General features: G+C 59.9%; 19 protein-coding genes. 10 read left to right on the top strand and 9 right to left on the bottom strand.

The annotated features are described in order from the left end of the window. Positions 1-47: 47 nt before the first annotated feature. Both rpoH and RLEG4DRAFT_RS28115 read right to left on the bottom strand, forming a co-directional pair. On the bottom strand, positions 48-956 hold the full coding sequence (gene rpoH, locus RLEG4DRAFT_RS28120) for an RNA polymerase sigma factor RpoH (RefSeq protein WP_003566040.1): 909 nt from the start codon (positions 954-956) through the stop codon (positions 48-50). Between the two features lie 182 nt (positions 957-1138). Further along, positions 1139-2164, bottom strand: coding sequence for an RluA family pseudouridine synthase (locus tag RLEG4DRAFT_RS28115; protein ID WP_003581878.1), 1026 nt, complete (start codon positions 2162-2164; stop codon positions 1139-1141). A 42-nt stretch (positions 2165-2206) separates the two neighbouring features. On the opposite strand from RLEG4DRAFT_RS28115, the gene RLEG4DRAFT_RS28110 reads away from it, so the two are divergent. Further along, a complete protein-coding gene (locus tag RLEG4DRAFT_RS28110) occupies positions 2207-2593 on the top strand; it encodes a hypothetical protein (RefSeq protein WP_003581877.1) in 387 nt (128 codons plus the stop codon). Positions 2594-2600: 7 nt separating this feature from the next. Next, the gene (locus tag RLEG4DRAFT_RS28105; RefSeq protein ID WP_003581876.1) at positions 2601-3425 is read left to right on the top strand and encodes a TrmH family RNA methyltransferase; all 825 of its coding nucleotides are present in this window, start codon (positions 2601-2603) and stop codon (positions 3423-3425) included. Between the two features lie 98 nt (positions 3426-3523). Here RLEG4DRAFT_RS28105 and RLEG4DRAFT_RS28100 read toward each other — a convergent pair whose 3' ends face one another. Continuing rightward, entirely contained in the window at positions 3524-4684 is a 1161-nt protein-coding gene (locus RLEG4DRAFT_RS28100) for a hypothetical protein (protein ID WP_003581875.1), read from the bottom strand. A 117-nt stretch (positions 4685-4801) separates the two neighbouring features. Further along, a complete protein-coding gene (locus RLEG4DRAFT_RS28095; RefSeq protein WP_003581874.1) occupies positions 4802-5389 on the bottom strand; it encodes a DUF1134 domain-containing protein in 588 nt (195 codons plus the stop codon). Positions 5390-5584: 195 nt separating this feature from the next. On the opposite strand from RLEG4DRAFT_RS28095, the gene chpT reads away from it, so the two are divergent. Together chpT and RLEG4DRAFT_RS28085 are read left to right on the top strand one after the other, a co-directional pair. Further along, positions 5585-6232 (top strand): histidine phosphotransferase ChpT, encoded by a 648-nt coding sequence (gene chpT, locus RLEG4DRAFT_RS28090; RefSeq protein ID WP_003581873.1) that lies wholly within the window; start codon positions 5585-5587, stop codon positions 6230-6232. A gap of 121 nt (positions 6233-6353) precedes the next feature. Beyond that, positions 6354-6716 (top strand): response regulator, encoded by a 363-nt coding sequence (locus tag RLEG4DRAFT_RS28085; RefSeq protein ID WP_003566026.1) that lies wholly within the window; start codon positions 6354-6356, stop codon positions 6714-6716. 209 nt (positions 6717-6925) lie between these two features. On the opposite strand, the gene ctrA is transcribed toward RLEG4DRAFT_RS28085, so the two are convergent. Further along, positions 6926-7627, bottom strand: coding sequence for a response regulator transcription factor CtrA (ctrA, locus tag RLEG4DRAFT_RS28080; protein ID WP_003542362.1), 702 nt, complete (start codon positions 7625-7627; stop codon positions 6926-6928). Between the two features lie 436 nt (positions 7628-8063). On the opposite strand from ctrA, the gene RLEG4DRAFT_RS28075 reads away from it, so the two are divergent. Next, positions 8064-8414 (top strand): hypothetical protein, encoded by a 351-nt coding sequence (locus RLEG4DRAFT_RS28075; RefSeq protein ID WP_003566024.1) that lies wholly within the window; start codon positions 8064-8066, stop codon positions 8412-8414. A gap of 138 nt (positions 8415-8552) precedes the next feature. On the opposite strand, the gene RLEG4DRAFT_RS28070 is transcribed toward RLEG4DRAFT_RS28075, so the two are convergent. Next, positions 8553-8831, bottom strand: coding sequence for a GNAT family N-acetyltransferase (locus RLEG4DRAFT_RS28070; RefSeq protein ID WP_003581870.1), 279 nt, complete (start codon positions 8829-8831; stop codon positions 8553-8555). Between the two features lie 62 nt (positions 8832-8893). Between RLEG4DRAFT_RS28070 and RLEG4DRAFT_RS28065 the strand changes: the two genes are divergently transcribed. After that, complete coding sequence (locus RLEG4DRAFT_RS28065; protein WP_171898242.1) at positions 8894-9439, top strand: paraquat-inducible protein A; 546 nt, start codon at positions 8894-8896, stop codon at positions 9437-9439. Positions 9440-9459: 20 nt separating this feature from the next. Here RLEG4DRAFT_RS28065 and RLEG4DRAFT_RS28060 read toward each other — a convergent pair whose 3' ends face one another. From RLEG4DRAFT_RS28060 to cysQ, 3 genes are all read right to left on the bottom strand, one after another. Continuing rightward, complete coding sequence (locus tag RLEG4DRAFT_RS28060; protein ID WP_007533628.1) at positions 9460-9735, bottom strand: DUF1153 domain-containing protein; 276 nt, start codon at positions 9733-9735, stop codon at positions 9460-9462. 1059 nt (positions 9736-10794) lie between these two features. Beyond that, positions 10795-11520 (bottom strand): sugar transferase, encoded by a 726-nt coding sequence (locus RLEG4DRAFT_RS28055; RefSeq protein WP_003581868.1) that lies wholly within the window; start codon positions 11518-11520, stop codon positions 10795-10797. 541 nt (positions 11521-12061) lie between these two features. Then, positions 12062-12859, bottom strand: coding sequence for a 3'(2'),5'-bisphosphate nucleotidase CysQ (cysQ, locus tag RLEG4DRAFT_RS28050; protein WP_003581866.1), 798 nt, complete (start codon positions 12857-12859; stop codon positions 12062-12064). Positions 12860-13396: 537 nt separating this feature from the next. On the opposite strand from cysQ, the gene RLEG4DRAFT_RS28045 reads away from it, so the two are divergent. The 4 genes from RLEG4DRAFT_RS28045 to RLEG4DRAFT_RS28030 are packed head-to-tail and all read left to right on the top strand — an operon-like array spanning position 13397 to position 17313. Continuing rightward, positions 13397-14299, top strand: coding sequence for a branched-chain amino acid ABC transporter permease (locus RLEG4DRAFT_RS28045; protein ID WP_003566013.1), 903 nt, complete (start codon positions 13397-13399; stop codon positions 14297-14299). 4 nt (positions 14300-14303) lie between these two features. After that, the gene (gene livM, locus RLEG4DRAFT_RS28040; RefSeq protein WP_003581864.1) at positions 14304-15695 is read left to right on the top strand and encodes a high-affinity branched-chain amino acid ABC transporter permease LivM; all 1392 of its coding nucleotides are present in this window, start codon (positions 14304-14306) and stop codon (positions 15693-15695) included. Continuing rightward, positions 15695-16570 (top strand): ABC transporter ATP-binding protein, encoded by an 876-nt coding sequence (locus tag RLEG4DRAFT_RS28035; protein ID WP_003581862.1) that lies wholly within the window; start codon positions 15695-15697, stop codon positions 16568-16570. The genes livM and RLEG4DRAFT_RS28035 overlap by 1 nt, the downstream gene beginning before the upstream one ends. Beyond that, a complete protein-coding gene (locus tag RLEG4DRAFT_RS28030; RefSeq protein ID WP_003581861.1) occupies positions 16570-17313 on the top strand; it encodes an ABC transporter ATP-binding protein in 744 nt (247 codons plus the stop codon). The genes RLEG4DRAFT_RS28035 and RLEG4DRAFT_RS28030 overlap by 1 nt, the downstream gene beginning before the upstream one ends. The last annotated feature ends 16 nt before the right edge of the window (positions 17314-17329 follow it).

Below are 17329 nucleotides of genomic sequence, written 5' to 3'. Positions count from 1 at the left end.
CTCCCGCGTGAGGAGGTGGCGTTTCTATTATAAGCTCAGCCCCGTTATCAGGCCGTCGCTTCGACGACGCGCACGGCCTTGGCGCGTTCCTGGGCTTCCTTGCGGACCGCGTCCTGCACCTTTTCGAAAGCGCGGACCTCGATCTGGCGGACGCGTTCGCGGCTGATGTCGAATTCTGTCGACAGGTCTTCCAGGGTCACCGGATCCTCGGCGAGGCGCCGAGCTTCGAAGATACGGCGTTCGCGCTCGTTCAGCACGCTCATCGCTTTCGCCAGCATACGCCGGCGCGTGTCGAGCTCGTCCTGTTCGATCAGCACGTCTTCCTGGCTGTCATGGTCGTCCACCAGCCAATCCTGCCATTGGCCGCTGTCGCCTTCGGCCGCCTTGATCGGCGCGTTCAGCGAGGCGTCGCCGGACAGACGGCGGTTCATCGAAATGACCTCCTCCTCCGAGACTTTCAGCTTGGTGGCGATTTCGGAGACGTGCTCCGGCTTCAGGTCGCCGTCATCGATCGCCTGGATGCGGCCTTTCAGCCGGCGCAGGTTGAAGAACAGGCGCTTCTGGTTGGCGGTCGTGCCCATCTTCACGAGCGACCACGAACGCAGGATATATTCCTGGATCGAGGCCTTGATCCACCACATCGCATAGGTGGCAAGGCGGAAGCCGCGCTCGGCATCGAACTTCTTGACGGCTTGCATCAGGCCGACATTGCCCTCGGAGACGACTTCGCCGATCGGCAGGCCGTAGCCGCGATAACCCATGGCGATCTTTGCGACCAAGCGAAGATGGCTGGTGACCAGCTTATGTGCGGCGTCGCGATCACCATGCTCGGCATAACGCTTGGCAAGCATATATTCCTGCTGCGGCTCGAGCATCGGAAATTTGCGGATTTCGTCGAGGTAACGATTGAGACCGGCTTCGCCGGCGGTAATGGACGGCAAGGTATTTCGGGCCATAGTGCACCCTCCTAAGTGAATTCCGGCTCCCGTTGGAAACGCGTCCTCGCGTTAAAAAAGGCAAACCGGGACATGCGGCTCTGACTGCGAGCCCGCACTAAGTCAATATACAGATAAGTGTGGCGAAACGGCGGTTCAAGGTGCCGCTCACGCAGCTGTGAGAGGGGTTGGAGACGACCCCGCTATCCCCGTAATGCCTCGACCAGTTCCACCATATCCTCCGGCAGCGGCACTTCGAAATGCATGATTTCGCCGGTGCGGGGATGTTCGAACTGCAGCATGAAGGCGTGCAACGCCTGGCGGTTGAAACCGTTGACGACCTTGCGGATGTCTTCGGGAAGGCGGTTGGCCTTGGTCTTGAAGCCGGCGCCGTAGACCGTGTCGCCGAGCAGCGGATGGCCGATATGGGCCATGTGGACACGGATCTGGTGGGTGCGGCCGGTTTCGAGGTGACACTCGACCAGCGAGGCGAGCGCGGTTGCGTCCGGCTTCTCTTGGAAACGCTCGATCACCTGGTAATGGGTGATCGCCTCGTCGGCGTCATGGCTGTCGGGGCGCTTGACGGCGCGGCGCGTGCGATCACCGGTATCGCGGCCGAGCGGCGCGTCGACCGTGCCCGTCAGCGAGCGGGGCCGGCCCCAGACGACCGCCTGATAGGCTCGCTCCAGCGGCATGGTGCGGCCATGGTCGGCAAATTGCAGCGAGAGGTGGCGATGGGCAATGTCGTTCTTGGCAACGACCATGACCCCTGTCGTATCCTTGTCGAGACGGTGGACGATGCCAGGGCGGCGCACGCCGCCAATGCCGGAAAGTGTGTCGCCGCAATGATAGATCAGGGCGTTGACCAGCGTCCCCGTCCAGTTGCCGGCGCCGGGATGAACGACGAGACCGGAAGGCTTGGAGATGACGATGACGTCTTCGTCCTCATGGAGGATATCGAGCGGGATATCCTCGCCCTGCGGCGTCGGGTCTTCCGGCTCGGGCAGGGTGATCTCGAAACTATCGCCGTTGCGCACCTTGCGCTGCGGATCGGTGACGGGTTCGCCGCGCAGAAAAACCTGGCCATCCTTGATCAGCGCCTTGATGCGGCTGCGCGAAAATTCCTCGCCGACCTGCGCCGTCAACCAGGCGTCGAGACGGCCTTCGGCTGTTTCATCGGCGGTCAGGACTTTTCTATTGCCGGCTGCTTGTTTAAAGGGGTCGCTCAAGACGCTTCTTCTCCGACGCATTTTTTAGAACGGGACGCACAGATGACAGCAATCGAGCCAGACGACCAGGAAGAGAAGCCCCTTGATCCGGCGATGGAAAGTGTCCGGCGCAAGATGGTCCGCCTGCAGATCGTTTCCGGCGCCATCATGTTCGTGAGCCTTATGGCGGTCTTCGGCGCGGTTGTCTATAAGACGACGCGCAGTGAACCGAAGGAGACGGCGGCGACCGTTTCCGCCGCCGGCGTGCCTTCGGATGCGCCGCTTGCGGCGACGGTTTCCCTGCCGCTCGGCTTCAAGGTGCAGTCCACTTCGTTTTCGGCAGGGCAGATCCTGTTTTACGGCGAAACGGTCGATGGCAAGCGCAAGGCGCTGGTGTTCGACCTCAGGACTGGCCGCACCGTCGCCGACGTCACCGTCGCGGGCAATTGAGGCCGGCATGGCCGCCATCCCGATCGCCATCGATAGCGCCGACGATCCGCGCATCGCTGAATTCCGCGATATAAAAGAGCGCGACCTGACGGGCCGGGAGAACCGCTTCATCGCCGAGGGCACCGTCGTGCTGCGCATGCTGGCCGAGGCGCATGCGCAAGACCGCGGCTTTTTTGCCGAGAAGATCTTGTTGCTGCGCAACCGTGTCGACGGCGTCCTGCCGATACTGGAGCGGTTGCCGGCCGATGTGCCGGTCTATGTCGCCGAGGCCGATGTGCTTGACGGCGTCGTCGGATTCCATCTGCATCGCGGCGTTCTGGCACTCGGCCGGCGGGAGGATCGTGGAGAGGCGGCACTTCTCGAGGCGCTGCCGGAGCGAGCGCTGGTACTCATCGGCTGCGGCATTTCCAATCATGACAATGCCGGTTCGATGTTCCGCAACGCGGCCGCCTTCCGGGCGGATGCGGTGCTGCTCGACGAAACCTGCTGTGATCCGCTCTACCGCAAGGCGCTGCGTGTCTCGGTCGGTTCGGTGCTGAGCGTTCCACACCGGCGCGGCGGCAAGGCGCTGGATGTGCTGCTTGCGCTCGCCGAACGCGGCTTTGCCATCTGGACGCTTTCGCCGCACGGCAAGACGGATATTCGCGTCATTCCGGCTTCAGCGCGCATGGCGCTTGTCGTCGGCACGGAGGGGGAGGGGCTGCCGGAGGCGCTGCTGGCGCGCTTCCAGAGCGCGCGCATTCCGCAGTCCGAACAACTCGACAGCCTCAACGCCGCGACGGCAACGGGGATCGCGCTGTTTTCCATGGCGTCGGCGATGGGTCGGATCTAGATCACGATCTTAAAGCGCGTCGCATCGAATTTGAATCAGTTCGTTGTTTTATGCATGTCGTTATCCCCGAACTGCTGCACACGACCGGGCGACATGCCTTAGCGCTGGGAATCGGCGATGATGGTGGCTGCCCTATCGGCAAGGCTGACGCGATCACTCGGGATCTTTTCCGCCGTATCCGGCAGAAGCGCGCGGATCGGCGAGGAGGGGCCCTCGTTGAGTGCGGTCAGCGCTACCATATTGGCGGCGATCGAGGCGATCTCCTCACGGATTGCGCCATCGCGTCCGGTCACGGTCTTTGCCTTCTCCAGGCGCTCGGCAAGAGCGGCGCTGCGCGTGCGGACATCCTCGCCGATCTCAGCCGTCATAACGGCAGTGTCGCGCGTGGAAATTGTCGTGTCTTCAGCCGTTAGGTCCGCCGGCAGTTCCGCGGCCATCCCGGCGAGGCCGGCGTCGCGCAGCACGCGGTTGACCTTGCGGATTTCGGCATTGGCGGCCTTCAGCTGCTCTTTCAACTTGGCGATCTCCTGCTGGCGGCGAGCGACCAGGGCCTCCTTTTCGGCGGCGGAAGCGCTGTCGCGCGCAGCCTTGTCCTCCAGGCGGATCACCAGGTGCTGCTGCTGCGTCAGTTGCTGTTCGGCATCCCTGGCGCGCTTCTGCACTAGGTTGACGTCCTGGCGCAACGTATCTCGTTCGTCGCGCAGTGCGTTGGCGCGGAATTTAAGGCTCTCCGCCTCGGTTTCCCGTGCGGCAAGGTCGATCCTCAGTCCATCGGTCTGTTCACCGAGTTTGCTCAGCCGCGTCCGCATCGCCGCCAGTTCGTTCTCCTTGTTGGCCGCGGATTGTTCGGCAATATGTAGGTTGGTCTTCAGCTGGCTGATATAATTCTCATCCTTGCGCAAATGCGAGCGCTGCTCGGCGGCCTCGACATGCATCTCGCCGATCTGAGCCCGCAATTCACCGATCTCGACGGCAAGCCTGCCTGCATCGACGGCGAGCGCGTCGTGGCGAAGCTGGAGCGACAGGGATTTTTCGCGTTCACGCAGCAGATCCTGGGCGGTCCGGGCATTTTCGGCGGCATAGAGCGCGCGCACCATATCCTTCTGGGCGCGAACCTCCTGCGGGCTCAGCGGCATGGTCGCCTTCAGCCGGTTCTCGGTATACCAGACGATACGGCGGTGAACGGCGGGCGAGACCAGAAAGACGAGGAAGGCCGCGGTCAGGAAGCCCAATCCGAACAAGAGAGCGTATTCGATCACGGCGCGGCCATCGATTCGAAGGTTGATAAGAGGTCAGCCGCGATGATTAAGCACGCATGACGCATATGGGCAAGGCCGCCGATGCGGACGGCGGCGCTTTCCAGCGGCTTTGCTGCCTCAGAAGGGGTTCCAGGTCGGCGCCTGGGTGATCTTGAGATAACCGACATTGACGCCCAGGCGGGCACCGACGCCGGTGCGGATCGGCACGACCAGCACGTCATTGTTCTTGAGCAGCGTCATGCCGAAGCCGGCGATCACGTAAGCCGAGCCGCTGACGCCGCCGAAGCGGGCATAGATGCCGTTGACGGAGGGCAGGTCGTAAACCAGCATCATCACGCGCGAGCCTTGGCCGCCGTAATCGAGGCCGAGCGAGGGGCCCTGCCAGTAAAGATTATGTTCGCCGGCGTTCTTGGTGTTCAGTTGGCCTTCGCCGTAGGTCAGGCCGGCGATGAAGGCGCCGCCGCCTTCTTGGCCGAGAATGTAGCCATTCGGCAGGCCATATTTCTGGAAGGCACTCTCGACGACTTTGGCAAGTCCGCCGCTGGCGGAGCCGAAGAAGGAGTGGCCGGCATCGACGATTTCCTGCATCGTGTACTGGCCGTTGTCCTGGGCGGAGGCAGGTCCGGCAACCATCAGCGAGGAAAAAACGAGGGCCGAAAGCAACCTGCAGAAGCCGATGAATCGGTGCGGAAATCGAGTGCGCATGGTGTCATCCGTTCGTCGTTTGGCTGGGAGCGGGCAAGCGCTCGCGGCGATTGGTGCATTTTGCGCCGATGATCTTAACAATCGGTTTACCAAATATGGTGTCATTATGGCACCGAGTACGATCGCAAACTTCGCGCAATTTTGATGAAGCATATTCGCGGGCGCGATGAACTTGCCGCCCCTCAGGAGACGATGATGTCCAAGAACCCCAATCTCACCTTGTCCGGCCCTGATCTGGCCGCGCTTCTTTGCAGCCGCGTTTGCCACGACGTCATCTCACCGGTGGGCGCGATCAATAACGGGTTGGAACTTCTGGATGAGGGCGGTGCCGACGCCGATGCGATGGACCTCATCCGCACCAGCGCGCTCAACGCTTCCGTCCGACTGAAATTCGCCCGGCTCGCCTTCGGCGCATCGGGTTCCGTCGGCGCTTCGATCGATACCGGCGAAGCCGAGCGTGCCGCCAAGGATTTCGCCATCGCCGAGAAGAAGACCGAGGTGATCTGGAACGGGCCGCGCGCCATCGTCGCCAAAAATCGCGTCAAGCTGCTGCTCAACCTGTTTCTCGTCGCCTATTCGGCAATTCCGCGCGGCGGCGTGCTCGAGGTAACGCTTGAGAATCCCGAATTCGATGCCAGGTTCAAGCTGACGTCCAAAGGCAAACTGATGCGCCTGCCGCCGAAATTCGTCGAGATCTCGACCGGCACGATCGAGGAAGCGATCGACGCTCATTCGATCCAGCCCTATTACACCGTGCTTCTGGCGCAGGAGTGCGGAATGACGCTCGATCACAGCGCCAGCGCCGAAGAGCTGGTGTTCACGGCAGTGGCCGCCGCTGCCTAATTTCGGAGCGTAGGTGGGTGTTCGCGCCCGTCCGGTAACGATTCGTTAGCCTGATGGACCTATCCTCCAGGGTTGTAAGAGGCCTCTCGCTGCGACGAATGCGAGGGGCAAAGGAGCGCCCATGCAAAGGTTCATGATCACCGATAATTCGGATATCGTCCGCAAGGTTGGCAAGCGCATTCTCTCCGAACTCGATTTTCTCGTCAGCGAGGCCTCCAACGCCGGCGAGGCGCTGCAGCGCTGCCAGACGGAGCTGCCGGAATATCTTATCGTCGATTCCGGCATGGAAGGCGCCCTCGACCTCATCGCCGCCATCCGCGCTATGGACGGTGGCAAAGAGGTCAAGATCTATTACTGCGTCGTCGAGGCGGATCTGAAGAAGTTGATGGCGGGCAAACGGGCCGGCGCCACCGACTTCCTGCTGAAGCCGTTCGACCGCAAGATCCTGACCGCGGTCTTCGGAAACCGCGCGATCGCTGCCTGACGGCAGTTCTCTTCCCCATGCAGCGTCATGCCGAAAGTGCCAGCACATTCGGCCGCCGGCATTCCGTTTCCTTGATCGAGACGGAGAAGGTTCGACGGCTTCAGCCTCAGATCGCTCCTTCTCAAGGCGGCTTCTCATTGCCAAGCCGAAACGAAAAATCCCGCCGGAAGGGCGGGATCTTCGTTATCCGATAAGGGGGATCGGAAAAATCAGGCGGTTTCGGCGTATTCGGCACCATCCGGCTCGCGCAGAACGTAGCCACGACCCCAGACGGTCTCGATGTAGTTGGCGCCGCCGGCAGCGTTTGCGAGCTTCTTGCGGAGCTTGCAGATGAAGACGTCGATGATCTTGAGTTCCGGCTCGTCCATGCCGCCATAAAGGTGGTTCAGGAACATTTCCTTGGTGAGGGTCGTGCCCTTGCGGAGCGAAAGCAGCTCCAGCATCTGGTATTCCTTGCCCGTCAGGTGAACGCGCTGACCACCGACTTCGACAGTCTTAGCATCGAGGTTGACGATCAGTTCGCCGGTCATGATGACCGACTGGGCGTGGCCCTTGGAGCGGCGGACGATGGCATGGATGCGGGCGACGAGCTCGTCCTTGTGGAAGGGCTTGGTCATGTAATCGTCGGCGCCGAAGCCGAGGCCGCGAACCTTGTCTTCGATACCGGCCATGCCGGACAGAATGAGGATCGGTGTCTTGACCTTGGACAGCCGGAGCGTGCGAAGCACTTCATATCCGGACATATCGGGCAGGTTCAGATCGAGAAGGATGATATCATAATCATACAGCTTGCCCAGATCGACGCCTTCTTCACCGAGATCGGTGGTATAAACATTAAAACTTTCTGATTTCAGCATCAACTCGATGCTCTGCGCCGTCGCGCTATCATCCTCGATGAGAAGTACCCGCATAATTATCCCCTTTACCGCCGCCGAAAGGTGGTCTGGCCCCCTACACGATACCGAACACGCTACGTGATTTGGAAGCTGCCACGAAATGGTTAACAAATTCTAATTCACTCTGGCAAGGAGTATCGAATTTATTAAATATTTTTTCCATTTCTCTGTTTTCCAATAGGAATCTCAAATGGCGCTCTTAATCTTTAACATTAGGAAAAAGCGCTAAGTGATTCATCCGACTCGCCTATGAAAAGGTTCGAACTTAATGCCGCGGCATTTACCGACCCTTAAATCATCGGGCCTATCATTAACGATGCCCGTAAACGAAAGGTTACCAGCGGTAGGTATTTGTTAATATCGCAGGAATTTTTTTAGCAAACCGTGTCAAAGCGGCGCGCAGGGCGGTTTCAAAGGTGAGCCGGGGTCTCGCATCACGGGAGTAATGCGTATGAAGTCGCGAGAGAGTCTCGTTCGCCTGAAAGAGTTTCAGGTGAACGAAAAACGACGTCAATTGCAGCAATTGCAGATGATGATGTCCGAATTCGAACGAATGACGAAGGATCTGGAGAGCCAGATCGTCGTCGAGGAAAAGAAGTCCGGTATCTCAGATCCGAATCACTTCGCGTATCCGACCTTCGCCAAGGCCGCGCGTCAGCGGGCCGACAACCTGCAGGTTTCGATCAAGGAACTGAAGATGCAGGAAGAGTCGCTGGAAATGGCGCTCGAGGAGATGCAGGCGGAATATGCAAGGGCGACGGCGCTGGAAGAACGTGACACCAGCGCCCGCGCAAGGGCGTAAAAGAAACGGCGGGCGCCGGCTGCGGCGCCCTGGGAGCCACTGAGAAGCCATGTATGACGGGCGCGCTGTCCGTCATACATGGCTTTTGGTGTTTCGCTTTTTGGCGCCGGCAACTGCAGACCGCTTAAAGCGACACAATCAATTCACGACATCCTTCCATTCAGGATGGCGCTGCGCCTGCGCCTTGAAAAAGGGGCAGAGCGGGATGATCTTCCAGCCGCCGGCGCGGGCCGCCTCCACCGCGTGCAGCGCCAATGCCTGGCCGACGCCCTTGCCGCGCAGCGCATCGGGAACCGCGGTATGATCGACGATGACGAGTTTCGCCGATGTGCGCGAATAGGTCATCTCAGCCTCATGCCCTTCGACCTCGGCCGCATAACGGCCGCCGGAAGCGCCTTCCTCGTTTCGAATGTCCATGTGTCTTTCCTCGCAGCGGGTGGGGATATTGTCGTCGGCGACCGTGACATGGGGACGCGATCATGCCAAGCCGGCGAGGCAATTGCCGGAGGAGACGGAGTGTTCATGAAAAATGTCGGGTCGGCGCGAGGTTCGGGCCCATGAGCGCACTTTCGATGATCCGCCCCGTTCTGCTCGTGGTCGCGCCATTCCTCCTGGCACTCGGCCTCATCCTACCGCTGGTCCGGTTCGAGACGCTGTATTTCTTCGATCAGACCCCGTCGCTCATCGAAATCGTCGTCTCGCTCTGGCAGGGCGGCGATCGGCTGCTGGCGGCGATCGTCGCATTGGTCTCGATCGTGCTTCCGCTTTTGAAGATGATCGGGATCTCCGCGGAAGCGGCAGGTGCCGGCGGCAGGGCCGGCAGCCTATTCTATCGTCGCGTCGTGCCGCATCTGTCCAAGTGGTCAATGATGGACGTGCTGCTGGTCGCGATCGTCATTGCGGCGGCGAAGACAACGGGGTTGGCGGATGCCTTCACGCAGCCGGGCCTTTGGTGCTACGCGGCCTCGTCAATGATTTCGGGCCTTCTTCATTCCCTTATGGGAAATGCGTCCGGCCCGAAATAAATATCGGTGATGGCGTGCGATCAGTGGCGATATTGCTGGATGCGCGTGGTGCGCAGGCCGGCGAGCCCATGGCTGTTGATCGACGATTGCCAGGAGAGGAACTCTTCGACCGTGAGCGTGTAACGCTCGCAGGCCTCTTCCAAGCTCAACAGGCCACCGCGAACAGCCGCGACAACCTCTGCCTTCCGCCGGATCACCCAGCGCCGCGTATTGGGCGGCGGAAGATCCGCGATCGTCAGGGGGCTGCCATCGGGGCCGATGACATATTTCACTCGGGGACGTATCATTTCGGTCATTGGACTCTCTACACAACGCAAGACCACGGACGCCACTCTAGCCTGCCACATTTAAAAATTGCCTAAGCCCATCGTAAGACTTTGATAACAAATTTAGCCGCCTCCGGCCGGTTGGCGAACCGGGACGGCCATCTGCCGGCCCGTCAACGTGTAGCGACCTGCTATGGGGCCATGCCGAATAAATAGGGCTGATTTCCCACGGGGATTGGGAGCGCCGGGCAGAGGGATGAGCGCCAGACATCGTCGCTGTTCTTCCCCGTGTATCAGACCAGTTCGCGCTTTTGATGCTTGGTGTGCTCAGGATGCGGGCAAAAGCTGTGTTGCCGACGCTCCGGCACGCAGTCCCTTAGTGACGGTGGCGAGGTCAGGGCTGAAACAGGCCGCACGTGGTATGAAGATGAATAAAGGCGAGCATGCGCGCGGCGATTGCATTGAGGATGCTGGATTTTTCGCCCTCGCAGACAGGCCGCGATGGGATGTCGCCGAAGGTCGGAAATGAGCAGCGAGGCAAGATGGCGAAGTTTGCGGGCTTCGATCTTTATCTGCTCTCAGCTATCCCAAGAGGCTGCCGCACGGTTTTTACCGAAAGCCAGCTGACTGTCCGGAAAGCCTTCTCGATTTTTTTACCGGGCAGGCGATTTTTTTCTTGCGGCAGATGTGACCGCGAGGAAGCGGACGATCGGGATCGCCTTCGGCGAGGCGGGCGGCGGCAAAAAAAGCCACCTCTACCTGTTTTTTTCAGATGCATGTGCTGAAGAATATTTTCGCCTTCGCGCCCGCACGACGCTGACCTGAAACAATACATCTTCGCCTTCTCACGCGGATGTCCCATGCTCACACGGGCGCGGGCGATGGCGCGCCGGTGCGAAATCGGCTCCTGCGCCGGTCTGCGGCCGGCAAAGCAGCGACGAGATTGCGATCATTCTCGATCTCTCGTCGCATATGGCGTCGGGTTATTGGAAGAGCGCGATGCGCAAGCTCGATTCGGTCACCCGTAGGCGGCGGTCCTCAGAGCGCTCGGGTGCCGGCTGCTCGCAAGCTGCCGGCCCTGTCAGAAGCTTAGAAGCCTTTTCCGCGGGTCAGTTCCGACACGACGGTGCCGGCAATGATGCGGATGTCCATCCCGATCGAGAAATTTGTGACGTAATAGAGATCGCTGACAATGCGGGCACGCGCCTTGGCCGGACGATCGGTCGGGCCGCGCAGGCCGCGCATCTGGGCAAGACCCGTCATGCCGGGGCGCATGGCGTGGCGCTGATGGTATTCCGGGACGAGCTCTTCGTAGAGCATGCCACCGGCGCGCATGCCGATCGCATGGCAGCGCGGACCGACGACGGACATGTGGCCCATCAGCACGTTCAGCAACTGCGGCAGCTCATCGACGTTCGTGCGGCGCAGGATAGCGCCGACGCGGGTGATGCGCGGGTCGTTCTTCACTGTCTGAGCAACGCCGGAGACATCGCAGAGATCGGTACGCATCGAGCGGAACTTGTAGACCTTGATGGCCTTGCAGTTCTTACCCCAGCGGGTCTGCTTGAAGAGCACCGGTCCCGGGCTGTCGAGCTTGATCAGCAAGGCGACGAACAGAAGGAAAGGGGCAAGGACGAGGAGGGCGCTCAACGACGAAACGATGTCGAACGCCCGCTTCAGGACAAGATCCATCCACGGCGCCTGCGGCGCATCGCTATGGATCACAGGGGTCTGGATCTTAAGGCTCGGCTGCTGGCGGCGGCTCGGCCGGAAAGACTCAGTCGAAATGCTGTTGTTCAGTTCCGTGATGCTCAAGGATCGTACTCTGTTGTCTTCGAGGGGTGCGGCGGCAATAGGCGATCAATGGTTTACCCTGTCACCAGGGCTGCACTCAGGTCTTGGTAACCCTACTAAAACGGAAAAATGCGACAATTGTGTAATGGTGTCCAGAGAAATATCGCATTGCAATAAATCTTTCGCATCTGCGTTAAGTTGAGGCAACCTCATGATATTTCGTTAATAATTGGAATTTCGTCAAGGTTTTTAGGCCTTTGGCGAGGGCTTCCGGGGGTGGTGCGACGTGTTGTTTCGGCACGCGACCACCGGTCGCCAGCCGGTATTTTTAACGAATTCCAGCGCGAAATTTTTCGAGTGAGGTCGCTCGATCGTTCCCAAACTGTGTCACAATATGACAAAATCAAGGCGAGATCGGCAGGGATCCGGCGCGGGAAAACGGAAAAATCGGGACTCAAACTGAGAATCACCCGATCCGGCCGGTCGTTGGCGAATCACCCCCTGGCTGTCTGCGGAGGCTCGGTCGCGTGGATTGCTTGGTTTAGGGATTGCCGGCGGGTGACTATGCCGGTTCGAGGACCCGTCTCGTGCCGCCCCAGGAGATGAAGTTGGGGTTGGCGAAGTCGAAATCGGCGGCAGCGCCCGTTTTGCCGTAGGTCAGCGGCGCTCCGTCGAGCGTTACCGTCGAACCGCCGGCGGCACGCAGCACCGCGTCACCTGCCGCCGTGTCCCATTCCATCGTGCGAGTGAAGCGCGGATAGACGTCGGCCTTGCCTTCGGCCAGCAGGCAGAATTTCAGCGAAGAGCCGATATTGGTGCATCTGGAGATGGCGTGGTGGGCGAGGAAGTTTCCGGTCTCGGGACTGTTGTGGCGAAGGCTGGCGAGCGCCAGCCTGTCGTCCGGCTGTTCGCGCACGGCAATTGCACTGCGAGCGCCGACCGTGAAATCGCCAGTGACGACGAGCCTTTCGGCGTGGCCGCGTTCACCCGAGAAGGCAAGCCCGAGCGCCGGGGCGTAGACGATGCCGGCCACCGGGACGCCGTTTTCGATATAAGCGATGTTGACGGTGAATTCCTGTCGTCCGTCGACGAATTCGCGGGTGCCGTCGAGAGGATCGACCAGGAAGAAGCCGCGGCCGGCGATGTCGGGGACGTTTCCGGCGGCGACCGATTCTTCCGCCACGACGGGTATTTCGGGATAATCATTGGCGAGATGAGCGAGGATGATGCGTTCGGCCTCCTCGTCGGCGACCGTGACCGGACTTGCATCCGCTTTCATGGCGACCGGGAAGCCTTCGCGCAGGACCGTGATAATGGCCTTGCCGGCTTCAAGCGCCGCCCTTTCAAATGTCCTCAGCATTGTCCTTCTGCCGTTCGCCACGCGGGCCGAGCACCCCACTGTCGCTCACCCGCAATCCATCCCAATCACCACATACTCGATATGGTGTTTCCCATCGCGCTCTGCATCCCCTAACGCAGTTCCACGATGCTACCATAAGTTTTCAGCCTTGTCAGACGAAGAAGGGGCATCCGGGCGTGAAATGGTATTCGCAAAAGTCGTGGGCTTGGGGTCTGAATTTGCGCCATCTTCCAATTCTATGGAATAGCTTACGCGACAAGCGGGAGAGGGAATTCGCCGACGATATCTGCGAATCGTTAATGCAGTGGCAGTTTCTGACTAAAAACAGGCCTTTCTTTGCTGATTTTCTGTGGATTTTGGTTCAAAATGCGCCACTTAGGCCTGTTCGGACAAGAATTTGTCGGAGTAAATCCTTTTTGTCTTCACATTTCCAACGAAACCGGTATGCATTCGGCCTATGAGGTTCTCTGAAACGGGGAACCAAAGAACCAAAAAGAGATGCAGCCTATTCGGTTCGCATCCAGGGGAAAACGACATATGGAGTATTTCGTCCAGCAGCTCTTCAATGGGCTGACGCTCGGATCCATCTATGGCCTTGTGGCTATTGGCTATACGATGGTTTACGGCATTATCGGCATGATCAATTTCGCCCATGGCGATATCTTCATGCTCGGTGGCTTCGCCGCTCTTATCGTCTTTCTCGTTCTCACATCCATCTTCGCAGGTCTTCCGGTGGCAGTTCTGCTGCTGGCGATGCTTGTCGTTGCGATGCTGATGACGAGCTTGTGGAATTGGACGATCGAGCGCGTCGCATATCGTCCGCTACGCGGTTCCTTCCGCCTGGCGCCGCTGATCACGGCGATCGGAATGTCGATCGTGCTGTCCAACTTCATCCAGGTGACGCAGGGTCCGCGCAACAAGCCGATCCCGCCGATGGTGAGCACGGTCTACCAGTTCGGCAACATCTCGGTGTCGCTCAAGCAGATCATCATCATCGTGATCACGGCGGTGCTGCTGACGATCTTCTGGTACATCGTCAATCATACCGCACTTGGCCGCGCCCAGCGCGCGACGGAGCAGGACCGTAAGATGGCGGCGCTGCTCGGCGTCAATGTCGACCAGACAATTTCGATCACCTTCGTCATGGGTGCGGCGCTGGCTGCCGTCGCCGGCACGATGTATCTGATGTATTATGGCGTTGCTTCGTTCGCCGACGGCTTCACGCCGGGTGTGAAGGCCTTTACCGCAGCCGTCCTCGGCGGCATCGGTTCATTGCCGGGTGCTGTTCTCGGTGGGTTGATGATCGGGCTGATCGAATCGCTGTGGTCGGCCTATTTCACCATCGCGTACAAGGATGTCGCGACCTTCGCCATCCTCGCTTTCGTGCTGATCTTCAAGCCGACGGGTATCCTCGGACGGCCGGAAGTCGAGAAGGTATAACGTCATGGCAAACATCGAAAATTCTGCAGGCAAGCCCGATGCCGGACTTGTCCGCAAAGGCCTTACCGAAGCCCTTTTCGCCGCCGTCCTTTCGTTCGGCATGTTCGTTCTATATGTCGGCCTGAAGACCGACCAGAACATCAACAACGAGCTGATCATCGTCCAGCGCTGGGGGCTGCTTGCGATCTTCGTCGCGGTCGCTGCGATCGGCCGCTTCGCGATGGTTGTTTTCATCAGGCCGAATATCGACCGCCGCAAGCTCAGCAAGGCGCGCCAGGGCGATCTCGACATCTCGACGGAAAAGAGCTTCTTCCATCGGCATTTCCTGAAGATCGCGTTGCTTGCGCTGGTGCTCTATCCTGTTGTGGTCGTGGCGCTTGTCGGTGCTCAGGGCTCGCTGAAATGGGTCGACAATTTCGGCATCCAGATCCTGATCTACGTGATGCTCGCCTGGGGACTGAACATCGTCGTCGGCCTCGCCGGCCTGCTCGATCTCGGCTATGTCGCCTTCTACGCGGTCGGCGCTTATTCCTACGCGCTGCTGTCGAGCTATTTCGGCCTGTCCTTCTGGGTGCTGCTGCCGCTTTCCGGCATCTTCGCTGCACTCTGGGGCGTCATTCTCGGCTTCCCGGTGCTGCGCCTGCGCGGCGACTACCTCGCCATCGTGACGCTCGCCTTCGGTGAAATCATCCGCCTTGTCCTCATCAACTGGACCGACGTCACTAAAGGGACCTTCGGCATATCGAGTATTCCGAAGGCCACACTCTTCGGCATTCCCTTCGATGCGTCGGCCGGCGGCTTTGCCAAGCTCTTCCACCTGCCGATGTCTTCCGCCTACTACAAGATCTTCCTCTTCTATCTTATCCTGATGCTATGCATGCTGACGGCCTATGTCACCATCCGGCTGCGCCGCATGCCGATCGGGCGTGCCTGGGAAGCGTTGCGCGAAGACGAGATCGCCTGCCGTTCGCTGGGGATCAACACGGTGACGACCAAGCTCACGGCCTTCGCAACGGGTGCGATGTTCGGCGGCTTCGCAGGCTCGTTCTTCGCCGCACGCCAAGGTTTTGTCTCGCCGGAATCCTTCATCTTCCTGGAATCGGCGGTCGTTCTCGCCATCGTCGTTCTCGGCGGCATGGGCTCGCTGACCGGCATCGCGATCGCTGCGATCGTCATGGTCGGTGGTACCGAAGCGCTGCGCGAAATGGACTTCCTGAAGGCGGTGTTCGGGCCCGATTTCACGCCGGAACTCTACCGCATGCTGCTGTTTGGCCTCGCCATGGTCGTCGTCATGCTGTTCAAGCCGCGCGGTTTCGTGGGCTCACGTCAGCCGACCGCCTTTCTTAAAGAAAGCAAGGCAATATCCGGAAGCTTTACCAAGGAGGGCCACGGTTGATGAGCCCCGTTACCAACACGATGTCTAGCGATACGCTGCTCAAGGTCGAGCACCTGTCGATGAAGTTCGGCGGCCTGATGGCCATCAACGACTTCTCTTTCGAAGCCAAGCGCGGCGACATCACCGCGCTGATCGGGCCGAACGGCGCCGGCAAGACCACCGTCTTCAACTGCATCACCGGCTTCTACAAGCCGACGATGGGGATGATCACGCTCAACCAAAAGAGCGGCAAGCAGTATCTGCTGGAGCGTCTGCCGGACTTTCGCATCACCAAAGAAGCCAAGGTGGCGCGAACCTTCCAGAACATCCGGCTGTTCTCCGGCCTGACGGTTCTCGAAAACCTGCTGGTCGCCCAGCACAACAAGCTGATGAAGGCGTCGGGTTACACGATCCTCGGCCTCATCGGCATCGGTCCGTACAAGCGGGAGGCGGCCGCATCGATCGAGCTGGCGCGTCATTGGCTCGAGAAGGCCGATCTGATCGACCGTGCCGACGATCCGGCAGGCGATCTGCCCTACGGCGCTCAGCGGCGTCTCGAGATCGCCCGCGCCATGTGTACCGGCCCTGAGCTGCTTTGCCTCGACGAACCGGCCGCTGGTCTGAACCCGCGGGAATCGGCAACGCTCAACGCGCTGCTGCAGAGCATCCGTGCCGAAACCGGAACGTCTATCCTGCTCATCGAGCATGACATGTCGGTGGTCATGGAAATTTCCGACCACGTCGTCGTCCTCGAATACGGCCAGAAGATTTCCGATGGCACGCCGGATCACGTGAAGAACGATCCGAAGGTTATCGCGGCCTATCTCGGTGTCGAGGATGAAGAAGTGGAAGAGGTGATCGCAACCGTCGAGCAGCTCGAAGGAGGCGCAAACTGATGGGCGATGAAGTAATGACGGGTCAACCGCTCCTTCAGGTGAATGGCGTCGAAACCTATTACGGCAATATTCGTGCGCTGGCCGGCATCGATGTCCACGTCAATAAGGGCGAGATCGTCAGCCTGATCGGCGCCAACGGCGCCGGCAAGTCGACGCTGATGATGACGATCTGCGGCAGCCCGCAAGCCCGCACCGGCTCGGTAACCTTCGAGGGCCGCGACATCACCCACATGCCGACCCATGAAATCGCTCGACTGCGCATCGCGCAGTCGCCTGAGGGACGCCGCATCTTCCCGCGCATGACGGTTCTGGAAAATCTCCAGATGGGCGCCGGCCTCGACAATCTCAAATACTTTGCCGAAGACGTCGAGAAGATCTTCACGCTCTTCCCGCGTCTGAAAGAACGTCACGCTCAGCGGGGCGGCACGCTTTCGGGCGGCGAACAGCAGATGCTGTCGATCGGCCGCGCGCTGATGGCGCGGCCCAAGCTGCTGTTGCTCGACGAACCCTCGCTCGGCCTTGCGCCGCTGATCGTCAAGGGCATCTTCGAAGCGATCCGCAAGCTCAATGAACAGGAAGGGTTGACCGTGTTCCTTGTCGAGCAGAACGCATTCGCTGCGCTGAGGCTTTCGCACCGCGCTTACGTGATGGTGAATGGCAAGGTGACGATGAGCGGCTCCGGCAAGGAACTGCTTGCCAATCCTGAAGTCCGCGCCGCCTATCTCGAAGGCGGAAGACACTAGCTCGAAGGGAGAGTTT

It is taken from the genome of Rhizobium leguminosarum bv. trifolii WSM2297, assembly GCF_000271845.1.
This window is presented reverse-complemented; position numbering and strand designations above follow the sequence as displayed.

What these genes read in the sequence shown, in the direction of transcription:
- rpoH (WP_003566040.1), bottom strand. Translation starts at nt 956, where the DNA reads ATGGCCCGAAATACCTTGCCGTCCATTACCGCCGGCGAAGCCGGTCTC.
- RLEG4DRAFT_RS28110 (WP_003581877.1), top strand. Translation starts at nt 2,207, where the DNA reads ATGACAGCAATCGAGCCAGACGACCAGGAAGAGAAGCCCCTTGATCCG.
- RLEG4DRAFT_RS28105 (WP_003581876.1), top strand. Translation starts at nt 2,601, where the DNA reads ATGGCCGCCATCCCGATCGCCATCGATAGCGCCGACGATCCGCGCATC.
- RLEG4DRAFT_RS28095 (WP_003581874.1), bottom strand. Translation starts at nt 5,389, where the DNA reads ATGCGCACTCGATTTCCGCACCGATTCATCGGCTTCTGCAGGTTGCTT.
- chpT (WP_003581873.1), top strand. Translation starts at nt 5,585, where the DNA reads ATGTCCAAGAACCCCAATCTCACCTTGTCCGGCCCTGATCTGGCCGCG.
- RLEG4DRAFT_RS28085 (WP_003566026.1), top strand. Translation starts at nt 6,354, where the DNA reads ATGCAAAGGTTCATGATCACCGATAATTCGGATATCGTCCGCAAGGTT.
- ctrA (WP_003542362.1), bottom strand. Translation starts at nt 7,627, where the DNA reads ATGCGGGTACTTCTCATCGAGGATGATAGCGCGACGGCGCAGAGCATC.
- RLEG4DRAFT_RS28075 (WP_003566024.1), top strand. Translation starts at nt 8,064, where the DNA reads ATGAAGTCGCGAGAGAGTCTCGTTCGCCTGAAAGAGTTTCAGGTGAAC.
- RLEG4DRAFT_RS28070 (WP_003581870.1), bottom strand. Translation starts at nt 8,831, where the DNA reads ATGGACATTCGAAACGAGGAAGGCGCTTCCGGCGGCCGTTATGCGGCC.
- RLEG4DRAFT_RS28065 (WP_171898242.1), top strand. Translation starts at nt 8,894, where the DNA reads ATGCCAAGCCGGCGAGGCAATTGCCGGAGGAGACGGAGTGTTCATGAA.
- RLEG4DRAFT_RS28060 (WP_007533628.1), bottom strand. Translation starts at nt 9,735, where the DNA reads ATGACCGAAATGATACGTCCCCGAGTGAAATATGTCATCGGCCCCGAT.
- cysQ (WP_003581866.1), bottom strand. Translation starts at nt 12,859, where the DNA reads ATGCTGAGGACATTTGAAAGGGCGGCGCTTGAAGCCGGCAAGGCCATT.
- RLEG4DRAFT_RS28045 (WP_003566013.1), top strand. Translation starts at nt 13,397, where the DNA reads ATGGAGTATTTCGTCCAGCAGCTCTTCAATGGGCTGACGCTCGGATCC.
- livM (WP_003581864.1), top strand. Translation starts at nt 14,304, where the DNA reads ATGGCAAACATCGAAAATTCTGCAGGCAAGCCCGATGCCGGACTTGTC.
- RLEG4DRAFT_RS28035 (WP_003581862.1), top strand. Translation starts at nt 15,695, where the DNA reads ATGAGCCCCGTTACCAACACGATGTCTAGCGATACGCTGCTCAAGGTC.
- RLEG4DRAFT_RS28030 (WP_003581861.1), top strand. Translation starts at nt 16,570, where the DNA reads ATGGGCGATGAAGTAATGACGGGTCAACCGCTCCTTCAGGTGAATGGC.